Raw genomic sequence first — 22,838 nt, forward strand, 5'->3', positions numbered from 1 at the left:
AGAGGGTTGGAAGGATTGGAAGGAAATTTTGGAACTGCAGGAGCGTCAGCGTCCGCCTGAAAGCTTTCCGCAGGAAAGCTACTTCGGAAGCATATGCTGTCTGCGGATTTCCACCGCAACCAGCGGTACAAATCAAGAAATCTGCAGACAACAGCGGCCGAAAGTCCAAATATTTTCTGTAATGACGCCCAAAACCCGTTTATAAATTTGTAGTTGATCTTATAACCCCCACACCGAAAGGAAGTAGTACCAACATGGCAAAAGAAAAAATCGTCCTCGCCTATTCCGGCGGGCTGGATACCTCAGTCATTCTGAAATGGCTGAAAGAGACCTATGATGCGGAGATTATTGCTTTTACAGCCGATATCGGCCAAAAAGAAGAGCTGGACGGCCTGGAGGAAAAAGCGCTCGCTACCGGCGCTTCCAAAGTCTACATAGATGACCTGCGCGACGAATTCGCGAATGACTTCATCTACCCGATGTTCCAGGCGGGAGCCCTTTACGAAGGCCAGTACCTGCTTGGCACGAGCATTGCCCGTCCGCTGATCGCTAAGCGTATGGTGGATATCGCGATCGCCGAAGGCGCTACAGCGATTGCCCACGGGGCAACCGGCAAGGGGAATGACCAGGTGCGCTTTGAACTGAACGCCGCTGCCTTGTCCCCAAGCATCAAGGTGATTGCCCCATGGCGTCTGGAGGAGTTCCGCAACCAGTTCCCTGGACGCGCGGAGATGATTGCTTATGCTGAAGCAAACGGCATTCCTGTACAGGCTTCGGCGGCTAAGCCGTACTCTATGGACCGCAACCTGCTGCACATCAGCTATGAGAGCGGCGTGCTGGAAGATCCTTGGTTCGACCCAAGCGCACCGGAGAATAAGGAAATGTTCCTGCTCTCGAATGCTCCGGAGGACGCCCCGGATGAAGCGGAATATCTGGAGCTGGACTTCGTTAAGGGTGACTGTGTAGCGCTGAACGGTGAATCGCTGTCTCCGCTGCAAGTCATGGAGAAGCTGAATGAGCTGGGCGGCAAGCACGGGATCGGACGCGTGGATATGGTCGAGAACCGTTTCGTCGGCATGAAGAGCCGCGGCGTATACGAGACTCCGGGCGGAACCATCCTGTTCACCGCTCACCGCAAAATGGAGTCCATCACCATGGACCGTGAAGTGATGAACCTGCGGGACAGCCTGATTACCCGTTACAGCACACTCGTGTATAACGGCTTCTGGTTCGCGCCAGAGCGGCTTGCATTGCAGGCCCTGGTGAAGGAGAGCCAGCAGAATGTGACCGGTACGGTACGCGTGAAGCTGTACAAAGGCAACATTATCGGCGCCGGTGTGAAGAGTCCGGTCAGCCTGTACAACCCGGATATCGCTACAATGGAAGCTGATCCTACACAAGCCTATGATCAGGGAGATGCTACAGGCTTCATCCGCCTGAATGCCCTGCGTCTGAAGGTATCGGCGGGCGTAGCGGAATCCAACAAGTAGAAGCAATTAGCCGTTTGGCGGTTTTTCATACAATCACAATATAAGCGGACAGAAGCAGGCCGTTCCTCCGAAGCCGGACAGGGGCGGCCCTTCTAACGTCAATCGAGGAGGACACAACAGGTGAGCAAGCTGTGGGGCGGACGTTTTACCAAAGGAACGAACAAGCTGGTGGAGGAATATACGGCTTCCATCGGATTCGATAAGGCACTGGCGGAAGAGGATGTACAAGGCAGTCTGGCTCATGTCACGATGCTGGGCCGCTGCGGGATTCTGCCGCAGGAGGATGTAGAGACGATTAAGAACGGATTGAACAAGGTGCTGGAGAAGGTGCGCGCGGGCGAAATTGAATTCTCGGTAGCCGATGAAGATATCCATATGAATATTGAAAAGAATCTGATCGAGGAAATCGGCCCGGTCGGCGGCAAGCTGCATACCGGCCGCAGCCGCAACGATCAGGTGGCGACGGATATGCACCTCTATCTGCGTAACCGCGTAGTCGAGCTAGTGGCGTTGCTGCATGAGCTGCAGGATGCGCTGATCGGACAGGCGAAGGACAATGTGGAGACCATTGTTCCAGGATATACCCATCTGCAGCGGGCACAGCCGATTCTGTTTGCCCATCATCTGCTCGCTTATGTGTCGATGTTCCGCCGCGATGCGGAGCGGCTGACGGACAGCTACAAGCGGATTAATGTGCTGCCGCTGGGTGCAGGAGCGCTCGCGGGAACGACATTCCCGATTGACCGTCATTTCGTGGCGGAGCAGCTTGGCTTTGACAGCGTCTACGAGAACAGCCTGGACGCAGTCAGCGACCGTGACTTCATTGTGGAGTTTCTGGCGAACGCCGCGCTCGTTATGACCCACCTGTCCCGGCTCAGCGAAGAGCTGGTGCTGTGGAGCAGCACCGAATTCAGCTTCGTGGAGCTGGATGATGCCTTCTGTACCGGCAGCAGCATCATGCCGCAGAAGAAGAACCCGGACGTGCCGGAACTGGTGCGCGGGAAGACAGGCCGTGTCTACGGCAACCTGATTGGACTGCTGACAGTACTTAAGTCGCTGCCGCTGGCCTACAATAAGGATATGCAGGAAGACAAGGAAGGCATGTTCGATACAGTCGCTACCCTGACTGGAGCGCTGCAGCTGTTCGCGCCGATGATCTCCACGATGAAGGTGAACAAAGGCCGGATGCGTGAAGCGGTGAATACCGACTTCTCCAATGCAACGGATATTGCCGACTTCCTGGTAGGCAAGGGGCTGCCGTTCCGTCAGGCGCATGAAGTCATCGGCAAGACCGTATTGTACTGCATCCAGGAAGGCAAATTCCTGTTGGATCTGACCCTGGAAGAGTTCAAGCAGTTCTCACCGCTGTTCGACGAAGCGATCTACGCGGTGCTGCAGCCTGAGGCGGTTGTGAATGCCCGTAACGTCTACGGCGGCACCGCTACAGTTCAGGTGCAGGCAGCCATCGAACGGGCTGAGGCGGCTCTGCTGGCGGCAGGTGAGTGGGTTAGGCAGCATGGACATGAGGATGCTGCACAATAAACGCGGCACGCTTGACCAGGGTGCAGAGCGTAAAGTAGCAAGAACCAAAGACTGTCATTTTGCAGTGTATACTGTGGAAGGGCAGTCTTTTTTTCAAATGTACGAATTGGTTAGTGCAGCATTCTGAGGATAGGGGTGAACGGATGGATTGGGAAGTCCACATTGAACGCTGGAGTGCAGCCGCTGCCAGACTGCTGAATATTCAGCAGTATAATGCGCAGAATGGAACTGTTCCGGCAAGCTGCGTGACAGCCTCCAGTTTTTTTCTGGTGACTGTTCATGGAGTGGCCCAAGTGAGCCTGTCGGGAAAGGTCTATGACGCCCGTTCCGTTCATATTCTGCATGGCGGCAAGGAAACGGAACTGCAAATCACACCGCGGGGGAGCGATTTCACCTGCTATTTGATCCTATATCAAGCGTACTGCGAATCGCCGGAGGAACGGGAGAGCTTGGAGCAGTCGTACGCATTTACTCCCTACACACTGTTGCCCTTGGAGGAGAAGTGTCAAACGATGAACCGCCTGTGGCAGCAGGCAGCCCCGATTGACAAGCTGCAGGCACAGTCGCTATTTCTTCCGTTTGTGTACGAGGTGATGCGGCAGATCCGCACATCAGCGCCAGAGATCAGCAGACCGAACATAGTTACTGAAGCTATTCATTATATTCATGAGCATTACAGAGAGCCGCTAACAGCCGAGGCGCTCGCCGGAATGTACAATTGCAGCACGAGCCATTTATTCCGCCTGTTCAAAAACCAGCTCGGCTTCGGCCCGATTGATTACCTTATTCATGTGCGGATCCGCAAGGCCAAGCAGCTGCTGCTGAAATCAAAGGCCCGTATCCAGGAAATAGCCGGCAGTGTTGGTTATGGTGATGTCTATTATTTCAGCCGCCTGTTCAAAAAGCATACCGGCTGCTCCCCGCTGCAATTCCGGGAGAGCCACCGGCAGGGAGTGCAGAATAGTCCATCACGTCTGCTGAAATCGTCTATTGTAACAGATCCGACCTTTTCCCATAATAATAATGAGAATGATTATCAATGGATGAAGGAAGGGGACACAACGATGTTCAGATTTTCAAGACCGGCATTCGCTGCCACGCTGCTGTTATGCACAACCTTATTTCTGAGTGCATGCCAGGCAGGAAGTAATACAGGAGCTGCCTCCCAGCCGGCTTCCACCAATGCCGCTGCGGATAGTGCAGCTGTAGAGATGCGTACATATAAGCATCTGAAGGGTGAAACGGAGATTCCCGTGAAGCCTCAGCGTGTAGTCAGTCTCTTTCATCTGGGCGAGTTGATGGCGCTTGGGGTGAAGCCGGTCGGGGCAACTAACTATATTTTGAATAATCCGTTATTAAGCGATGTATCCGGTATTGAAGATGTAGGGGCTACCCCGGATGCTGAGAAGATTCTGTCACTTGAGCCGGACCTGATTGTTACAACGGCGCCGTTTGCCGAGGTTGTTGAAGGCGGATACGAGGCACTGAGCCAGATCGCACCGACGATTGTTGTGGAGCAGTACAATGACCCGTTCAAGGATGTCGGAATGTTCGGTGATATTCTGGGCAAGCAGGAGGAAGCGAAGCAGTGGACGGAGGCTTTTACCGCCAAACTAGCAGAGTACAAAGAGAAAATCAGCCCGCTTGTCGGAGCGGATGAGACCTTCTCGATCCTCAATGTCCGTTCTGAGGCCATATACATCTACGGAGACACCAATATGGGCGGGAATATTATTTATAAATACTTAGGCCTCAAGCCAACCGATAAAGTAAAGGATGAGGTCATTAACGGTGAGACATGGGAAATCTCTAACGAGGTTATCCCCGAATTCATCGGCGACCGGTTATTTCTGGCTGTAAATGAAGGAGCAGAGGCAGAACTGAAAAAGGTGGACAAGCTGATTCAGAACTCTCCTGCAGGGAAGGCAGGGAAAATCTATAATATTGATTTCAATCAATTTCTGTTCAGTGATCCGATTTCAGTCGAGCAGCAGTTGGACATCATCGTTAACCTGTTAACCGGGAGCAGCATATAAAAGAATGCATGCAGCTTGCCGCTGCAGACTAACAAGGACGCTGGAGTATTTATCCAGGTCCTTGTTTTTGTTAAACTCCTACTTACCCAGCGGCAGCCACTTCAGGACATCCTGGATTTTATGATCCCAATAGCCCCATTCATGCTCCCCGGGTCCTTCCTCGTACGTCAGCGATAGCTTAGTCTTGCCGCAGGCCTCACGGAAGGTCTGATTATCCTCATAGAGGAAATCCTCCGTACCGCAGCATTGATAGAGGAGCGGCTTCGGTCCTTTGGTTTTGTCTGCTTTCTCCAGCAGCCACAGTAAATCATCCGGAGTACCGGCAATATCCTTCTCTCCGAAAATCTGCACATATTCCTTGCCCTTCTGCGCCGGGTCCTCCGGATTCATGAAGTGATGCGCCATATCCAGCGCCCCTGACAGGCTGGCAGCAGCAGCAAAGGTCTCCGGCTTCCGCAACCCCAGCTTCATTGCCCCGTAACCGCCCATCGACAGTCCAGCCACGAAGTTATCCTCACGCTTCGCCGACAGCGGGAAGAAGGAACGGGCTAGTTGCGGCAGCTCCTCACTGATATAGGTCCAGTACCGTCCGCCCTCCGCCATATCTGTGTAAAAGCTGCGGTGTACCTGCGGCATAACAACAGCGATGCCCAGCTCAGCCACATAACGCTCAATCGAGGTCCGGCGGAGCCAGATCGAATCATCATCGGACAAGCCGTGCAGCAAGTACAGTGTAGGGTGAAGCTTCCCCTTAGAGACATTGCTCATGCCAATCTGTGTAGTGGTCTGCTGCGGCAGAATTACAGTCATCGAAGTGCTTAGACCCAGCACATCCGAATAAAACTTGCATTCGATTAAAGCCATTTCGCATATCCCCTTTCAGCCAAATCATAGCACAGCCCATAACCGATATAAATACTAGACTGCTATGGATGTATAGGATAAGATTTTCTGTTTTTTATAGCGGTAAGCATTGCTGGTGCCGGAGTCGAGAGAATATAATGGAAGTAGGCAGAAAGGTTCAGAGGAACGAATCATTCATACAGGACGGAAGACTGAGATTATAGAATTTACTAGAGTGTAGGGAGCGAACGGGATGTCTTTGAGAGACCTATGGAACCGCAAGCGGGAACGGGATAAGGAAGCGGGGTTTACCCTGATTGAGGTGCTGGCCGCCATCGTTATTCTGTCGATCGTTTCGCTGGTGTTGACTTCTTATTTCACCAATGCGCTGTCCTATTCCAAATCCAATCAGAATAAGACAATTATGGTCAATCTGGCGCGGAATGCGCTGTTTTATATGGAGAAGCAGGACTTTGGGGCAATGGGTGATTTCTTCGAGGTAAGCAATGACAGTCGCGATCCGGAAGATCATCCTGAAATTAATGCAGACAATTGTACTAGTACAACTAACTGTACTGCCTATGGAATTATGATTAATGCAGGGGCGCTGCCTGATGTGCTCAATCCGATAATCAATAATATACCCTATAAGGTAACGATAGTTTTCCAGGTAGATCTTTATCAGGATATGAAGGAGGGTGAGGAGGGAAAAGTCGATCCTCGCAAACAGGATATGGCCCCTTACCTGATTCCTATTCAAGTGGAGGTCACTGGCGAAGGTGGTCCTAACGGGCATTCAGTGAGTACGGTGGTGGAGGGCTATATAACTGATGAGAAAATACGTTAACCGTCTCAGGGCACAGCAGGGGTTCACACTTATAGAGCTTATTGCGGCTATAACTTTATTTTCAATGATTCTGGGGATCCTTTCTATGGTTACTATGTTCGGGTTCCGCAGCTATCACAAAATTACAATCGAGAACTCGCTCAGGGATGAAGCGGATATCATCATGTCGTCTATCATCAATGAATTATATACTTTTGCTCCGGAAGGGGTAGAGGAAACCAGCAGCAAGGATGGCATTCTTCTGAAAAAGAATAGAAAGACAGATCCCGACTATGAAGTGGTCAAGATTGCTTTTACAGAGGGTAAGCTTGTGATTGGGTCCGAAACGGATGAGCCTACGGAGAATTCCCGGACTGCAGTGAAGTCAGATCTGACTGGATCAGTAATTTCATCAGCGACACCAGACGGCAGATCTTGCACGGAGGCCTCGCCGTGTGATAGTGGGCTGATTGAGATCACCCTCAAGTTGACGCAAATATATGACGGCAGAGATTATACCATGGAAATGAAGAGTAAATTCGGTTTTTAGGAGGAGCTAGGATGCTGCCGATACCAGGTGCTGGAACGTCACTGCGCCATTTAGGAGTTAAGAAACTGAAGGAAGGCGCCGGGCGTCTCCGGGAGGAGCGTGGTTCTGCCCTGGTGCTGGTGATGTTCATTGTGCTGCTCCTTACCATACTTGGATTAAGCGTACTCACTGCAGCAGTAGGCGGAGCCCAGCGTACAGAGACGCGCAAGAATGATGTGCAGAGTCTGCATTTGGCGGAGAAGACGCTGAATGAGGCTGTAGCGTATATTACAGCCAGTCTGAATAAGGCGGTGGAAAACGGCAATACCGAATGGAGCCAGGAAGAGCTGAAAAGTGAAATTAAAAAATTCCTGTCAGAGCTCAAAGACGGAATTGAGGATGAACCATCGGGTGACGTGCAGAAGGGACTCTTAGCCAGTACTGAGCTGTCGCAGGCTGGCGGGGAGAAAGCAGTTGGTACAATTATTGATGTTATTTTTAATGATAATGTGCCCGATGATACGGAAGATACGGATCAGTACGTTAGCTATACCTTGACTCTTACGGCTCAGGCAGAGGTCAATGGGGTAGTACGCAAACTGAAGCAGAATGTGGTAATTGATACGTATCCTGATTTCCTGAAGTATGTACTGGGCTCAGAGCACAATCTGATCATTAATGGTTCACCCTATATTGAGGGGAATATTTATGCCGGTAATGAGCTGAAGATCAGTGATACTGCCCACTACCTGTACAATGGCAATCATTCATATGTATCCAAGCCGTTTCAACTTGAAGGTGAAGCACATGTGCAATCGTTGAACAAGCTATCCTATAAGGTAGGCGGCAGCGATCCGGTAACCGGAACACAAGTAACAGATATGAAGATTATTCCGGCATCGAGTGTGAAAATTAAAAACCACCGGAGCTTTGTTGAGGTAAACGTGGAGTCTTCTTTCGTTGATAAAGTAGAAGAAGCTACAGAGAGCCATAATAACAGGCAAACTATTCTGGACAGGATACACAGCGGAGCGTTGGCTGGTTATCTTGCCGGAAACAGTAACTTTGATCATCCGGATGTGCTGGGGGAGAAACCGGATCCTGCGGATACATCGGATGAGGGGAAGGAGCGCCAACAAGCATATGATGATACAGTTGCGCTGTTGACCCATCCCACACGATCCTTGGTTTACAAAGGTGATTTGGTAATTGACGGAACGGAATTAACCGGAATTAATTACACGAGTAAAGTAAGCGCATCAGGAGTACCTTACTGGTACGTTGTAGACGGAAATCTGCTTATCGATAATTATGGAGCGGACACACCTATCGATGTGCGGGCCAATATACTGGTAACCGGTAAGGTAGAGATCAGAGGTAAAGTGCAGTTTGACTCTACTATATATGTTCTGAAGGCTGCAGCCGGGGGAGAGTTCAACACAGTAGTAGAAGATGCCACGATTAATGGCTTAAACAACAAGGAGCTTGTTCTAATCTCTGAAGGGGCAATTCTGTTTAACCGGTTAGCTGCTTTCGATGAAGCGGCTACTCCGCTGAACGCCTTCTTCTATACAGATTCTAAAGCTGATCTATACGGGGTAGGCTCCATATTCTCACTTAGCGGCGGATTTTTTGCTAAAGAGGATTTGACAATTAACGCGGTCCGGGGCACATCTGCACGCGGCGGTTCGGATATTATAATAGCTGAAGATGAATCGCTGATCCGCTTCAAAGCCGTCTACAATAACAATGTATTTGGTGACCAGCAGGCGGGCCTCCCCAGGGTCAGGACGGTTAATATCCGCGTAGAGGAGCTGCAGCTGGAATAGATAAGAAGGACCAAAAAATACTTTTGTACAAAATAAGAGCGGAGGCTATCCCCTTAGGGGCGCCTCCGCTCTTATTTGTTATTTAGTTAATAGCGGTCTTCGTTAGTTACAAAAACATCAATGGTGCTTTGGATTTTTGAATCCTCAGTATAGGATACCGTGACTTTGGCAGAGCCTTTAACCTTACCGGTGATAACGCCATTTTCCATAAGAACTACGGCAGGGTTGCTGCTGCTCCAGCTCAGCTTGTCCGTCAATTCTTTAAGGAGGATGCTGGAAGGAGATGGACCAAGTCTATTGATGTCGAACAGGTCCATTTGTTCTCCTACTTTGAGTGTGATTGGACCTCTCAATAACAATCCGTTCAACCGGGTACCTACGGTGACCCTCAATATGGCTGTGATGGGTTGACCCTCCGGCGTCCCGATTACAGAAGCTCTGACAACCACCGGTTGGTTAGCATCTGTGATTTTTAGACCAGCCAGCTTGGCAGTATCAGTGGGTGCTCCTTGGGTGAGCTTTGCATAAGTGCTTCCATCCCCGTCGAGACTCCAGCTATATTCAGCAGGATCAGCATTATCCGGACTAGTCACATTAATTTTCAACTCAATTTCTTCGCCAACATTTACTGCATCCACGCCTAGAATTTCAATCTTTGCAACAGGATTGGTGAAGGTGATTGTTTTCTCCTCCGGACGCGTTCCGCTCGGTTGCTTATCCGTCAGGGCAACCGCAGTCAGCACGACTGTCCCCGATTTGCTGGCTGCCAGTGTAACTTGATCGCTGAGCGGCTTGAGCGGATCGACAGTAAGCGTGGCTCCAGCAGTGTTACTGTCAGGCTTAATCTTCCATTCATAGCCCTGGATGTCTTCATTGACGGTTAAGTAGCTGGCAGTGTAGATATTCGGGGTACCTACGGTACCTTTATCAAAACCGCTGATAGTAAGCTGTGGGGCAACAACTGTTACATATCCCGTAGCTGTGAATGTTGTATTAAAGGCATCTGTGACCGTTAGTTTAATCCTGGCTGTTCCTGGAGCAATCCCCAGAACCGTACCGGATTCCGATATGGTAGCAATCCCCGGGTTTAAGGACTCCCATTTCAAGGCGGGATTGCTGGCATCTGCAGGCAGAATTGTTTTCAGTGCGTCCATATTCAGTTCAGTGTTAAGACGGAGTGTTCCGTCAGCTAATGAAACACTCTTTACTCTGACCTTGGCATCAAACCCCAGATCGTCAAAGCTCATCGTTACTCTTGCCAGTACCGGTGCAGGCATTGGCGTAGGGCTTGGAGCCGGTGTAGCGGTCGGTGCAGGTGTAGGCGTAGCCACTGGCGCAGTGGTTGGTACTGGTAAACCAGTTTCACCGTTGAACTTCACATTCATTGGAGTCCCTCCCCCTACAAGTGAGGTTCCAATCAAGGTTCCATATACATTTCCTTGCAGGAAGTTGATACTGGCTCGTGGTGCTAATACTGTACCATCCATTCTAATACGGTCTAGTGTAAGACTTTCGGCTTTATTGAAATTGAAGATAACATGTGGCGATACAGCTTTCAGCTCTGCATCAGAGAAATTATTATTTTTACATGCATCAATATTACCTGAGTTATCTTTGTCTGAGCAGAAAGCGAACGAACTCGAGCCATTGCCTAGACTCACAGACGAGCCAGTAATATTTATGACTGCGGTGGATCCCTTAGGGATATCTACACCTATTGTGCTTTTCATATCAGCAGCATTAACAGAGAAAACATTAGTTTTCGGGTCAGTTCCTTTGAGACTTACTTCACCCCAGCTAAATGTTTTGGTGACCCCGTTTACCGGCAGGTTAGCAAGAGCATCCGACTGTTCGCGCAGATATTTAAATTCTGCAGTGAAATCAATAGGAGTTCCAGACTTCAAATCACCCAAAATGGTACCATTCTGACTAATTGTTGGTGTGCCCCCGACAATAACATTGCCGTTCACAGAATCATTACTGAAGTTCAAGTTACCACCAACAACTAGCGCATCACGTTCCTTAGCATTGCCTGCAATACCACTGGCAATGCCGCTGGCACTAATAGTAACATTGCCCCCGCCAGCTACTGTTCCTTCAATTCCTCCAGTACGATTAATATCCCCTAGAATAAACACATTGAAATCCCTGGCTATTCCAAGTGGAGGGGTTCTTACCACCTGAGCGGGTACTGGAGTTTGGGTGGCTGCTACAGTAGCAGTAGGGCTGGCTGTAGGGCTAGCAGTAGCGCTGGCTGTAGCACTAACAACCGGCGTAGCTGTAGTTACCTGCAGCGAGTTTAAATCCTCGAAACTCAGTTTGGAGTTTTGCAGGTCATAGTGTGTCTGGTCGGTAGCTGTTACAGTCACGCTAAAGTTGATGCCATCTGCTGAATCCGGTATATAAGTCTTGCCATCCTGAGACAGATGATAAGTCAGCTTGCCAAGATTCTTGGTAAGGGTATATCCTGATGCAGCATTGCCGCTCTGTGTGAGTCCCTGGGCTGCCAGCTCGCTAAATTCCAGCCTTACCGGGAATACTTCAGAATACTGAATATCTGAAATCACCAGATTCTGTACCCCCTGATCGCCTTTATCTACGGCACTTGCCTGAATTATATTAGGTTTGACATTATATGTGATGGTAAAAGGCTCTCCCTTTTCCACAGTTGTAGAAGGTAAGGAGCGGTTGATTGTCAGATTGGCTGTTACTTTCTCAACAGTAACGTTAACGAGTTCGGTAGCAAGAGCACCTTGTTTGTCCTTGGCAGTAATCTCAATCTGCAGTTTGCCGCCCTCACGCAGGGGGTTATTGAAGATTTGGGTTACTGTATCACCTGAACGGACAGTCTTGGCAGGCATGGAATCAACATCAACGTAAGTACCTGTTTTCTCATCGTTGCCGACCAGTTTCCTAATCTTGATCTCTGTAATCAGTTCTTTGTCTTTAAGATCCAGATCGTTAGCCAAATAGCTGACCGTTAGTTTGTCATGATAGGACGGCTTGGTACTCTTATCCAGTGGCGTGTAAACTGTAATCTTCGGAGCGTGATTGGCACCGGTAAACGCCCGGTACATCGTATTGACGAATAGCCGCTGCTCCCAATCAGGGAAGTTCGTGCTGGTGTGGCCTGTCCCTGAGAAGGTAATGTTGCCTATAGAATAAGTATAGAAGTGATTATAGCTGTCGTCCGCATCCCGCTCAGAACCGTTTATGTTATACCAGGGAATGACCTCCGGATTATTGAGATCCAAAGGGAAGAACTGGTCATGTGTTGTAGCCACATTATACCGGCTTGCATCTGAACCTGCTGTATCCAGATTGAACGGGTATTGGGTCAGAAGCCCCTGGTTAACCGATACTACCTTGGTGGAAGGATAGATAGCATTACCACCGAGGTAAGTACGCGGCTGTGCCTGTCCTACCATGTCATGGAAGTACGGGCTCCAGTAGTTATAGTTATTGGCGCTCTCCTGGTATGGAGCATTGGAGTCACGGAAGATAGTGTCATGTGTCAGCATCAGGCTCTGTTTGGTTTTCTCCGCAAAAGCCTTGACCGCCTTGGCAGCTGCCTCGGAGAGCATTGGCGTGCTGACGCGGTCGTACATATCTTGGAATCCGAACACGATCATGTCGTAAGCGCCATTAAGGCCGGAAGTGCTGTCTTCTGTGCTGGTATGCTCGGCAATATAGTTGTTGAACCAGGTCATGTCTTTGGAGGTAATCTGTAATTCGTAATAATCCTTTTTAAATAAGTAATCAGACTTCATGTTACTGGTAGATTGCAGATTGCTGCTTGTCTTGCCTGCAGGCATAACTTGAAGCACCTTGATCACAGGCATAGTCCCTTTGTATAAAAAGTTGCCTGTTTGAAAGTCTTTTAACCCGGCCAGCGTGCTTACCTCCAGCCGCCAGTAGAGCGGCCCCGAGAAAGTGGGAGGAAGCTTATAGCTGATCGTATCTGATGCGGTTTTGAATTCTTTGGTGGCAACAACATTATCTTCCTTGACAGGCAGGGAAGAATCGACGCTTATATATAATTTAACCCGCGCACCTTTTGCCTCTAAGTCTGTAACATTATCAAGCTTAACCGAAAAGTTCAGGGTTTCGTCAGATTGATAGAATGTAGTAGAACCTCCGCTATAGCTGGCCGGCTTGTTGGATATTGTTAGTCTAGGGCGCTGTTTAAGAGTAGCTAACTTCGTCCAGCTGCCGTCCTTAATTGCTGCTGTAAGCGTATTGAGCGCACTCAGATCCTTCACAAAGGTTACGTTAGGCGCAGGGGTGGTGCGGTACGAATTGAATGAGGCATACAATACTCCCCGTTTAGCGGCAGTATCCTGCTGGGTGAAGGTTTCCTCACGAAAAAATACATTCAGCCCCTTGCTGATGTAATAGTCGATAAGCTCTTTGGCCTTGATGCCGGTAATATCGTTCTGTACATTTGTTGATTTATGGGCGGCCTTCCGCTCCTCCTGAGTGCTATTGCTATTGCTGTTAATTAGAGTTTTGCTGAAGGCCCCTTTGCCGATATACACGGCGTCGTATTTACCGTCCCAGTTATCACGCAGCGATACGAAACGCTTCATGGTCATGGTATCAACCTTAATGTTGTCTAAGCCCTGAAGGGCATCGAGCTCGCTCTTGGGGTAAGCGGAAACCTCTGTTAAACTCGCACTGGTAGGATCGGTGATCTCCAGAATGTGGATGGTGTATGCGTTGTCCACCGCGTTAACTGAAAAAATGAATGAATGGACTAAAAAGGCAATCAGTGCGGCTGCAAATAACCCCCCTGAAGCAAGAATTAAAGTTCTCCGCCGGAATAAATTCATCTAGCATCTCCCCCAAAAAAGATATAAAATAATAGTTTGGTAGATTTATCGAAACTTACGTAAAAATTGACCAGGATCTGGAAAACTCAATTGTAAAAAAAGCGGTTATATGCTATATATCATTCTAGGACAATTTACCTCCATAGGCAATAATAATATATGAAAAAAATTCCTTGTTTTTAAGCATTTAGCACTAGATTTCATGAGGATTTCCGGCAAAATGAATTTTACAATCTGACAGGATTACAGAGTGTATATCGGCATATTTTTTCCAGATAATTAGACGATTTTAACCTTTTTTTGCTAATTTCCTTAGTGCTTTATACCGATAAAAAAATATAACTGTGCGAGCTGGAGATGAGTGACTGTGGCAATCATAAAAAAAAGACTGGGAGATTTGCTGGTAGATAACGGCATAATCTCGCAGGAGCAACTGACCGAGGCTCTCGGCGAACAGCGCAAAACAAAACGCAAGCTTGGCGACCTGTTAATCTCGCAGGGATACATTACGGAGCAGCAGTTAATTGAAGTATTGGAATTTCAGCTGGGCATACCGCATGTAAGCTTGTTCAAATATCAGATTGATCCGGCGATTACGCAGATTATCCCGGAAAGCATGGCTAAACGTTATCAGGTGCTTCCTTTCATGAAGGAAGGCGGCAAACTGATGGTCGCGATGGCGGATCCGCTCGATTATTTCGCAATTGAAGATCTGCGGATGAGCACCGGATTCAAGATTGAACCGGCGATCTCTACCCGGGATGAGCTGCAGCGGGCCATTGCCCGCCACTATGGCATGCGCGATTCGATGAGCCAGATGATGGTTGAACTGCCGAGCCAGGAAGAGATCGAAGAGACCGAAATTACCGATGAGGATTCCCCTATCGTCCGGCTGGTTAACCAGATGATTCAGCAGGCGGTAGCGCTGCGGGCATCCGATATTCATGTGGATCCGGGCGAGAACAATCTGTCGATCCGCTACCGGATTGACGGAACGCTGCGGACAGAGCGTGTTATTCCGAAGCAGATGCAGGGCTTCATTACAGCCAGACTGAAGATTATGGCCAAGCTGAACATCGCGGAGCGGAGGCTTCCGCAGGATGGGCGGATCAAGATGCAATTCGATTACAAAATGGTCGATATCCGTGTCTCCTCCCTGCCGACAATGCACGGGGAGAAGATTGTACTCCGGCTGCTTGATCTCAGCACAGGCGTGAAATCGGTAGACAGCCTGGGTTTCAGTGAGGTTAACGCCGCTAATTTTAGAGAGATGATTGCCCGGCCGTACGGGATACTGCTCATTACAGGACCTACAGGCAGCGGCAAAACAACGACGTTGTATGCTGCGCTGAATCAACTGAATGTGGAGAGCGCCAATATTATTACGGTTGAAGATCCGGTAGAATATCAGCTCGAAGGCGTCAATCAGGTCCATGTGAATCCGGCAGTAGGGCTGACCTTCGCCGCAGGTTTGCGTTCGATCCTTCGGCAGGACCCGAATATTGTAATGGTGGGGGAGATCCGTGATACCGAAACGGCAGAAATTGCCGTCAGGGCATCGTTAACCGGGCACCTTGTGCTGTCTACCCTGCATACCAATGATGCCATCAGCACGATTTCGCGGCTTAGGGATATGGGCGTTGAGCCTTATCTCATTGCCTCCTCCCTGATCGGGGTTGTGGCTCAGCGTCTGGTACGTAAAATATGCCCGGACTGCAAGACCATGTACAAGCCGTCCGAGCAGGAAGCTATCCTGCTTCGGAAGTATAACCTGCCGATAGATAGCCTGCACCGCGGGCGGGGCTGCGGCAGCTGCAACAGCACAGGCTACCGGGGACGGATTGCCATTCATGAGGTTCTGACCATTGATGACCATATGCGGCAGCTGATTACCGACCTGGCATCAGTCGAAGAGCTGAAGACTGTGGCCCGGGAACGCGGGCTTGTCCAATTGATGGAGGACGGGCTGCTCAAGGTTACACAGGGAACGACCACGCTCCAGGAAGTTCTGCGGGAGACGGTCTCCCATTAGATCAAACTTAACGTTTCAGGAGGAAGTCAATGCCGACATTCATAAGAGACATTATAGGGCTGCTCCATACAGCCTATGCCTCCAAAGCTTCAGACTTGCATATCTCTGTGGGCTCCGCACCGGTAATGCGAATTGACGGAATTTTGCATCACCTTGAAGGAGAACAGGTAACGGCTGGTGAATCATTAGCTATGGCTGAAGTCCTAATGGGGGAGCGCAACAGCAGTGTATTCAATGAATCCGGTGAAATTGATTTCGCCTACCCTCTTGAAAGCGACGTACGGTATAGGGTGAATGTATACCGCCAGCGGAGCGGAGTCAGCATTGCCGCCCGCTCGATCCCTGCTGAAATACCTACGCTGGAGCAATTAGCGATGCCGCAGGTCCTGGCCTCGCTAGCCCAGAAGCCGCAAGGCCTGATTCTGGTAACAGGCCCTACAGGGAGCGGCAAGTCCTCAACGCTGGCAGCGATGATTCACTCCATCAACCAGACGGAGAGCAAGCATATCGTAACCCTTGAGGACCCGATTGAATTCCTGCACAGCCACGGCAAATGCCTGGTAGACCAGCGCGAGGTCGGAATCGACACGGTGAGCTTCGCGAGCGGTCTGCGGGCCGCTCTGCGGCAGGACCCGGATGTTATTCTGGTAGGGGAAATGCGCGACCTGGAAACAATCTCTGCAGCTGTTACAGCAGCCGAGACAGGACACCTGGTATTAGCAACGTTACATACGACTGATGCCCCGCAGACGATTGACCGGATTATCGATGCTTTTCCGGGCCATCAGCAGAATCAGATCCGTTCCCAGCTGGCTTCGGTCATGCTGGCCGTAGTCAGCCAGCGGTTATTCCCGAGAGCGGCAGGGCGGGGGCGGATCTGTGCAACGGAGATTCTGGTGAATACACCGGCTGTAGCCAATCTTATCCGGACGGAGAAGACGCATCAGCTGAAGAATGTGATGCAGACAAGCCGGGCGCTGGGCATGCATACGCTGGAGATGAATATCCGTGAGTATCTTGCCGGTGGGCTGGTCCATCCTGCGGCAGCCAAAGCGTACATGAATGAGGTGAATGGCTGATGGCATTGTTCGAATATCAGGTCAAGACCGCAGCGGGCAGACCGATCAAAGGCAAGCTTACTGCTACGGATAAGCCGGCGGCGATGGATGAGCTCCGCAAGCGCGGCCTGACAGTATTCTCCTTAGTAGAACGCAAAACCTCCATCCTGCAGATGGATATATATATAGGCAATCCAGTTAAGACGATTCATTTCATTATCTATTGCCGCCAGTTCGCCACACTGATGCGTGCTGGGGTATCCATCGTCGATGCTACCCGGATCCTGGCCGAACAGACCGAGAGCAAGCCGCTGCGCAAGGCGCTGGTGGAAGTCGGCTCAAGTCTCTTGCGGGGGATTGCATTCTCCCAGGCGGTACAGGATCACAAGAAGATCTTCCCGCCGCTCTTCGTCAGCATGATCCGCGCCGGTGAGGAGTCGGGGAATATGGAAGGAACGCTGGAACGGCTGGCGGTATTCTTTGAGAAGCAGCACACCACGACAGAGAAGATCAAGTCAGCGCTGACCTATCCGATTACAGTCGGAATCATGGCAATAGGCGCGGTAATCTACCTGTTATGGGCGATTGTCCCGCAATTCGTTACCATGTTCGAGTCCTTCGATGCCGAGCTACCGGCCATCACGAAGCTGGTGCTGGCACTCAGCAAGAGCATCCAGGGCCAGTGGTATTTCTGGGTCCTCGGCGTACTGATCCTAATTGTGGCGTATCAGGTTACCAAACGTACCGAGAAAGGCGCTTATGCGCTGGATTATGCCAAGCTGAAGCTTCCGGTATTCGGCAAATTGAACCAGAAGGGCTCGATTGCCCAGTTTACCCGGACCTTCGCTTCGCTGTATGCCAGCTCGGTACCCATTCTGCAATCGCTGGCGATTGTCGAGGAAGTGGCAGGCAACAAGGTAATCGGGCGGTATATCCGCAGTGCAAGTGATTCCCTGAGACAGGGCAATCCGCTATCCGATCCGCTCAAGAAGGCTTGGGTGTTCCCGCCGCTCGTTACACAGATGATTGCGATTGGCGAAGAGACGGGAGCGCTGGATACGATGCTCTCCAAGGTCGCTGACTTCTATGAGATGGATGTAGAGAACACGGTTGACCGCCTCAAGTCATTGCTTGAGCCACTGCTCATTGCTTTTCTGGCCGGGGTGGTAGGTGTGATCGTAGCCGCCATCATGCTGCCGATGTTCAGTCTGTACAGCAATATGTGAACCTTGCGGTTCCTTGTTCATATTGAGAGGGGTGACGCCGGAAGGGCGGCGCGGGCGCAGAAGCTGCTTCCGCAGGTGCTGAGCGATGGAGAGAACTGCTTCTATATCAAGAGCAAGACAGCAGGAACACAGCAACATAGGATTAGATTTCTGTCGGAGCATCACACATAACTAATATCGAGGGGGAAACCTAATGTTAGCACAGGCAATTAAGAGAAGATTAGGCAAGGAAGAGAATCAGAAGGGGTTCACGCTGATAGAGCTATTGGCGGTTATTGTTATTCTGGGGATTATTGCGGTTATTGCGATTCCGCTGATTGGCGGGATTATTAATAACTCAAAGGATGATTCAGACTTAGCAACGGCACGCCAAATATATGAGGCCGCCCGTTTGTATGTTATTGGAGAACGAGGTGGTGATTTTACTGTTGGTAATGTAACCCTTACTGAGCTTCAAGATTCTAATTATATTGAGAAAAACTTAGTTTTACCGAGTACTAAAGTACCAATTACACCTGGAGGAACTGCTGTTTCTTTTAATACGGATGGAACGCTTAATAATGTAATGATCCAACCTAAGCCAGCTGGTGCTGCTACAGGCGGGGTGTATCTAGCTAAAGAAATTCTTGGTACTAAAGATGCACCTAAGCCTGAAGACGGTAATATTGAATAATACTTAACCACCCCAACACAAGACACTTCACTCATCATCAATTAATCCAGTACCGCAAAGATCATCAAAGGAATCGGAACCATTCCGGTTCCTTTTTTTGAAATCCCCGAAAGGGACGCGAAACCATCATGACTATTTTCATCGCTATATATATCACGCTATTAGGACTAACGCTGGGGTCCTTCTTCAACGTAGTCGGGCTGCGCGTACCGGCAGGAGAGTCCTTGCTGCATCCGCCCTCACAATGTCCCAAATGTGGCGCAAGGCTGAAGACGCTGGATCTGATCCCGGTCGTGAGCTACCTGTTATCACGGGGGAAATGCCGGCACTGCGGGACCCGGGTCCCGCTCTTGTATCCGCTTGGTGAAGCAGCAACAGGGCTGCTATTCCTGGTGATGTATCTGAAGTTCGGGATTACCCTTGAAGGGCTTACCGGAGCACTGCTGGCCAGCCTGTCCGTTATAATTACAGTCTCAGACCTCAGGTATATGCTGATTCCGGATAAGGTACTGCTGTTTTTTGTGCCGGTATTTCTGGTGCTGGTTCCCTTTATGACGGAGCATCCGCTGGGGTATCATGTGCTCGGAGCGTTAAGCGGCGGCGGAGTACTCCTGCTGCTGGCCCTGTTTGGGGGCATGGGCATGGGCGATGTTAAGCTGTTCGCGCTGCTTGGCTGGATCATTGGCTGGCCGGGGGTTATTCTGGCGTTCTTTATAGCCTGTGCGTTTGGCGCCGGGGTTGGCGGCGTACTGCGGCTGCTTGGCCTCATCGGCCGGAAACAGCCCGTCCCGTTCGGACCGTATCTGGCGTTTGGTGCACTTATTTCATTTCTGTTTGGCCCGGAGATCATCGGCGCATATCTTTCGTTTATCGGTTAGGAGGAACATCATCGGATGATGGGATTAGGTCAACGCGCAATCGGGATTTCCATAGAGGAATCTGCGATCCGCTTCGTCAGCTTGAAGAAGAACAAAACCTGGGAGGTCCGCAAGAAGAAGGTGCTTCCGCTGCAGCCGGGGATGATTGTCGAGAACCAGATTGCAGATGGAGAATCCCTGCTGGATATTCTGAAGCCCTGGGTCAAAAAACAGGGGCTGCGCGGATCCAAGGTAGCCCTGGCTATTCCGCCGGCGCAAATCATTATCCGTAAAATGAGTATTCCGAGCACCAATGAGAAGCAACTGGACCAGCTTGTGAAGCTGGAGGTAGAGACGGGACTGCATCTGCCGTTTGAGAATCCGGTATACGATTATGTTACGACAGGTATAGATGAGAACCAGAGCCATCTGCTGGTCTTCGCCGCACCGCGCAAGCCGATTCAGGACCATATCGATATTCTGGAGGCTGCCGGCCTGCGGGTGGGTGCAGTAGAGATTTCAGCTACGGCCCTGGCCCGGAGCATCATGCTGAATCAGGGTGAAGTCTTAAATGAGACGATGCTGATTCATCTGGAGCAGTCGCTGCTGGATATCTATATGTTCCGTGAAGGAAATCCCGTATTCATCCGTTCTATTAATGTTGCGGATTTGCAGACAGGCAGAGCAGAGGCGGCTGTACCTGTACAGGAAGAGCTGAAATTCAGATCAGAAGTGGCAGCCGCGCTTGAGAGTGAAGAAGAGCATCTGTCACCGGAGCAAATGCTGGAGATTACTGCCGAAATATCCCGGATGCTCAACTTCTACCAATACAGTCTGCATGACGGCAGCACACGGATCAGCAAGGTGCTGATTACAGGAACGCCGGTTCTGCGCAGTCAGCTTCATGATGAGCTTAGCCAATCCCTGAATGAGCAGGAGGTTGTGCCGGTAAGTCTGGACCAGCTGGAAGCCAGTGCAGGGAGAGTGCAGAATCACCAGCTGAACAGCTTTAGAGTGGCGACCGGAGCGGCGCTCGGCTCTAGAGAGCCGCATATTAATCTTCTGCCCCGTGAGGACCGTGAAGCGATGATCTTCCCTTATCTGGCTATTGCCCTGATCGGCATCTGGCTGCTGGGGATGGCCGGGGTCGGAATTCTGTATGCGGGCAATAAAGGGCAGATCAGTGACCAGGCAGAGCAGCTGCAGGGTCTCCGGGACCGGAGTACCTTGCTGCAGCTGGAGCTGGCTAAAGCGAACAACGGCGGTTCGGGCAAGCTGGACCGTAAAGCAGCTATTGATGAGATTATGAACTACAGGGCGCTGAATATTGTCTCTGTGCTGAATAAGCTGGCCTCAGGCTTGCCGCAAGGATCTTCGCTGGGTAATGTAGGCTATACCTACCTCAGTTCGATTGATTTGACAGTGAAGCTGCAGAGGATGGAGGATGCGGCCGAATATCTGGCGGAGCTGCGCAAGATGCCGTTCACTGTGGAAGCGAGTATTCAAAAGCTGACCGAAGGCAATCCCGGCGGTAATACGCAGGCACAGGCGACGCTTACGAAGTACTATACGGCAGTTTATCGTGTGAATCTGGCTAATGCTGTTACAGCAAACGGCAGCGGGGAGGCGGATACCAATGGAACAAATGAATAAATACCGTTCGCCGATTGTACTTGGGGTTCTGGTGCTGTTCCTGCTGTTATTTGCATTCTTCCTGCTGGGATTTAAACCTACGAACGATAAGATTAGCGAGCAGGAATCAGAGATGTCACAGCTGGAACAGCAGAACAGCCTGATGGAGACTAAAATCGAAGAGCTGAACAGCTCATCAGCAAATGATGATGCACAGGAGGAGCTGCTGGCCCAGCTTCCGCGCGGTGACAACAGCGAGCAGCTGATTCTGGATCTGCGTAATATCGGCGCACTGACCGATGCGCGGCTGAAAGAGATCGGGTTCACGCTGGAGGATACGAATCCCATTCAGGAGATGACCGGTTCTGCAAGTGTAGTCTATCCTACAGTGAAGGAACTGAAGCTGACGGCAACGGTAGAGGGGACTTATACCAGTCTGCGGAACTGGCTGACAGCGCTGCAGCTGCTGCCCCGCATTATTAACGTAGAAGCGTACAGCTTCCAGCACTCGAATGATTCGGGGAATATCCTTTCAGCAAGCGTTACGTTTACGGCCTACTATGAGCAGTCTGCGGATACCGCAAGCCTGGAGCAGAGGTAGCTGTACTGGATCAGAATCAGCCTTGACAGGAACATAGTTAACCGGCTCCATTCTCCATTAACAGGAGGATGGAGTTTTTTTGTGCACTTCCCCCTTCTCCCGTTTCCACCCGGGGGTGGTTTGGGTATTTTAGCTTAAAGGCGATCGTAAAGTATATAGTACGCACCGCAGCAATGGGAGAACAGGGTTCTTCACAACCTATAACAGGACTAAGAGGAGGCGTTTAGGATGGGTAAAAAGTGGCTACTTGGTACATTGGTACTTTCACTGGGACTGGTCTCTGCAGGCAGTGGGGCACTCGCGGCTTCACCATCAGCAGGTTTAGAGGGATTTAAGACGGTGGCTGTCTCGGCACCGGGTAAGGAAGGACCGGCAACCATCAATAATTTGACGGAGAAAAGTATTATTCCGCTCATGATTCATGCGAAGGCAATCTATACGTATGCGAGCCGGGGCGGCAATACCTTTAATCCGGAGCTGTTTCACTATAATACGGTGGAATACCGTTATCTTTCGGGCGATTTGGGGACGAAGCAGCAGCTGATGAATTATGTGAAAAGAGCCTACACCCATAATGCGGCAGCTTTTTATACACAAACACTGTTTCTGGAGTATAACGGAAGAATGGGGCAGCCCAATGTAGATCTGGGCAACACACTGGATTACAGCAGGGCTACTGCCCGGATGGTATCCAAAGACGCATTAACTGCAGTCTTCGAGCTGAGTGTGCCGCCGAGTGGAACAACCGGAGTGAATGAAAACGTAGTGGTGAAGCTGAAGAAGGTGAACGGTTACTGGAGAATTGATGTATCGCCGGATACAGTGTTCTAAC

The 22,838-nt window shown here is 50.3% G+C and carries 16 protein-coding genes and 1 pseudogene; 15 read left to right on the forward strand and 2 right to left on the reverse strand.

Annotated features, from left to right (window positions below):
- Positions 1-254: 254 nt before the first annotated feature.
- The 3 genes from LOS79_RS27450 to LOS79_RS27460 all read left to right on the forward strand — a co-directional run bounded on the left by LOS79_RS27450 (position 255) and on the right by LOS79_RS27460 (position 5,068).
- Entirely contained in the window at positions 255-1,490 is a 1,236-nt protein-coding gene (locus tag LOS79_RS27450) for an argininosuccinate synthase (protein ID WP_315413878.1), read from the forward strand.
- 120 nt (positions 1,491-1,610) lie between these two features.
- Positions 1,611-3,032, forward strand: a complete 1,422-nt coding sequence (gene argH / locus LOS79_RS27455) for an argininosuccinate lyase (protein WP_315413880.1) — start codon at positions 1,611-1,613, stop codon at positions 3,030-3,032.
- 143 nt (positions 3,033-3,175) lie between these two features.
- Positions 3,176-5,068: a helix-turn-helix domain-containing protein gene (locus LOS79_RS27460; RefSeq protein ID WP_315413882.1), complete on the forward strand. Its 1,893-nt coding sequence runs from the start codon at positions 3,176-3,178 to the stop codon at positions 5,066-5,068.
- A gap of 78 nt (positions 5,069-5,146) precedes the next feature.
- Here the strand turns inward: LOS79_RS27460 and LOS79_RS27465 are convergent, their stop codons facing one another.
- A complete protein-coding gene (locus tag LOS79_RS27465; RefSeq protein ID WP_315413884.1) occupies positions 5,147-5,932 on the reverse strand; it encodes an alpha/beta hydrolase in 786 nt (261 codons plus the stop codon).
- 232 nt (positions 5,933-6,164) lie between these two features.
- Between LOS79_RS27465 and LOS79_RS27470 the strand changes: the two genes are divergently transcribed.
- The 4 genes and pseudogenes from LOS79_RS27470 to LOS79_RS27480 all read left to right on the forward strand — a co-directional run bounded on the left by LOS79_RS27470 (position 6,165) and on the right by LOS79_RS27480 (position 9,095).
- Complete coding sequence (locus tag LOS79_RS27470) at positions 6,165-6,758, forward strand: prepilin-type N-terminal cleavage/methylation domain-containing protein (RefSeq protein ID WP_315413886.1); 594 nt, start codon at positions 6,165-6,167, stop codon at positions 6,756-6,758.
- Positions 6,742-6,834: pseudogene (locus LOS79_RS33125) on the forward strand (prepilin-type N-terminal cleavage/methylation domain-containing protein); the annotation flags it as partial. The gene LOS79_RS27470 and the pseudogene LOS79_RS33125, both read left to right, overlap by 17 nt.
- Before the next feature lie 9 nt (positions 6,835-6,843).
- Positions 6,844-7,287: a hypothetical protein gene (locus tag LOS79_RS27475; RefSeq protein WP_315413888.1), complete on the forward strand. Its 444-nt coding sequence runs from the start codon at positions 6,844-6,846 to the stop codon at positions 7,285-7,287.
- Between the two features lie 11 nt (positions 7,288-7,298).
- Positions 7,299-9,095 carry a hypothetical protein gene (locus tag LOS79_RS27480; protein WP_315413890.1) on the forward strand — a complete coding sequence of 599 codons (1,797 nt, stop codon included), beginning with the start codon at positions 7,299-7,301 and terminating at the stop codon, positions 9,093-9,095.
- Positions 9,096-9,181: 86 nt separating this feature from the next.
- On the opposite strand, the gene LOS79_RS27485 is transcribed toward LOS79_RS27480, so the two are convergent.
- Positions 9,182-13,927 carry a choice-of-anchor A family protein gene (locus LOS79_RS27485; RefSeq protein WP_315413892.1) on the reverse strand — a complete coding sequence of 1,582 codons (4,746 nt, stop codon included), beginning with the start codon at positions 13,925-13,927 and terminating at the stop codon, positions 9,182-9,184.
- 367 nt (positions 13,928-14,294) lie between these two features.
- On the opposite strand from LOS79_RS27485, the gene LOS79_RS27490 reads away from it, so the two are divergent.
- The 8 genes from LOS79_RS27490 (at position 14,295) to LOS79_RS27525 (ending at position 22,837) form a co-directional block, all read left to right on the forward strand.
- On the forward strand, positions 14,295-15,959 hold the full coding sequence (locus LOS79_RS27490; protein ID WP_315413893.1) for a GspE/PulE family protein: 1,665 nt from the start codon (positions 14,295-14,297) through the stop codon (positions 15,957-15,959).
- Positions 15,960-15,988: 29 nt separating this feature from the next.
- Positions 15,989-17,038, forward strand: a complete 1,050-nt coding sequence (locus tag LOS79_RS27495; RefSeq protein ID WP_315413894.1) for a type IV pilus twitching motility protein PilT — start codon at positions 15,989-15,991, stop codon at positions 17,036-17,038.
- Positions 17,038-18,243, forward strand: coding sequence for a type II secretion system F family protein (locus tag LOS79_RS27500; RefSeq protein ID WP_315413896.1), 1,206 nt, complete (start codon positions 17,038-17,040; stop codon positions 18,241-18,243). Before LOS79_RS27495 ends, LOS79_RS27500 begins: the two co-directional genes overlap by 1 nt.
- Positions 18,244-18,436: 193 nt before the next feature.
- Positions 18,437-18,916 carry a prepilin-type N-terminal cleavage/methylation domain-containing protein gene (locus LOS79_RS27505; RefSeq protein ID WP_315413898.1) on the forward strand — a complete coding sequence of 160 codons (480 nt, stop codon included), beginning with the start codon at positions 18,437-18,439 and terminating at the stop codon, positions 18,914-18,916.
- Between the two features lie 128 nt (positions 18,917-19,044).
- Positions 19,045-19,794 (forward strand): prepilin peptidase, encoded by a 750-nt coding sequence (locus tag LOS79_RS27510; RefSeq protein ID WP_315413900.1) that lies wholly within the window; start codon positions 19,045-19,047, stop codon positions 19,792-19,794.
- Positions 19,795-19,809: 15 nt separating this feature from the next.
- Complete coding sequence (gene pilM / locus LOS79_RS27515) at positions 19,810-21,426, forward strand: type IV pilus biogenesis protein PilM (protein ID WP_315413902.1); 1,617 nt, start codon at positions 19,810-19,812, stop codon at positions 21,424-21,426.
- On the forward strand, positions 21,410-22,006 hold the full coding sequence (gene pilO / locus LOS79_RS27520; RefSeq protein ID WP_315413904.1) for a type 4a pilus biogenesis protein PilO: 597 nt from the start codon (positions 21,410-21,412) through the stop codon (positions 22,004-22,006). The genes pilM and pilO overlap by 17 nt, the downstream gene beginning before the upstream one ends.
- 228 nt (positions 22,007-22,234) lie before the next feature.
- A complete protein-coding gene (locus tag LOS79_RS27525) occupies positions 22,235-22,837 on the forward strand; it encodes a DL-endopeptidase inhibitor IseA family protein (protein WP_315413906.1) in 603 nt (200 codons plus the stop codon).
- The last annotated feature ends 1 nt before the right edge of the window (position 22,838 follow it).

The organism is Paenibacillus sp. MMS20-IR301, from assembly GCF_032302195.1.
In the GTDB taxonomy this organism is placed as follows: domain Bacteria; phylum Bacillota; class Bacilli; order Paenibacillales; family Paenibacillaceae; genus Paenibacillus_AQ.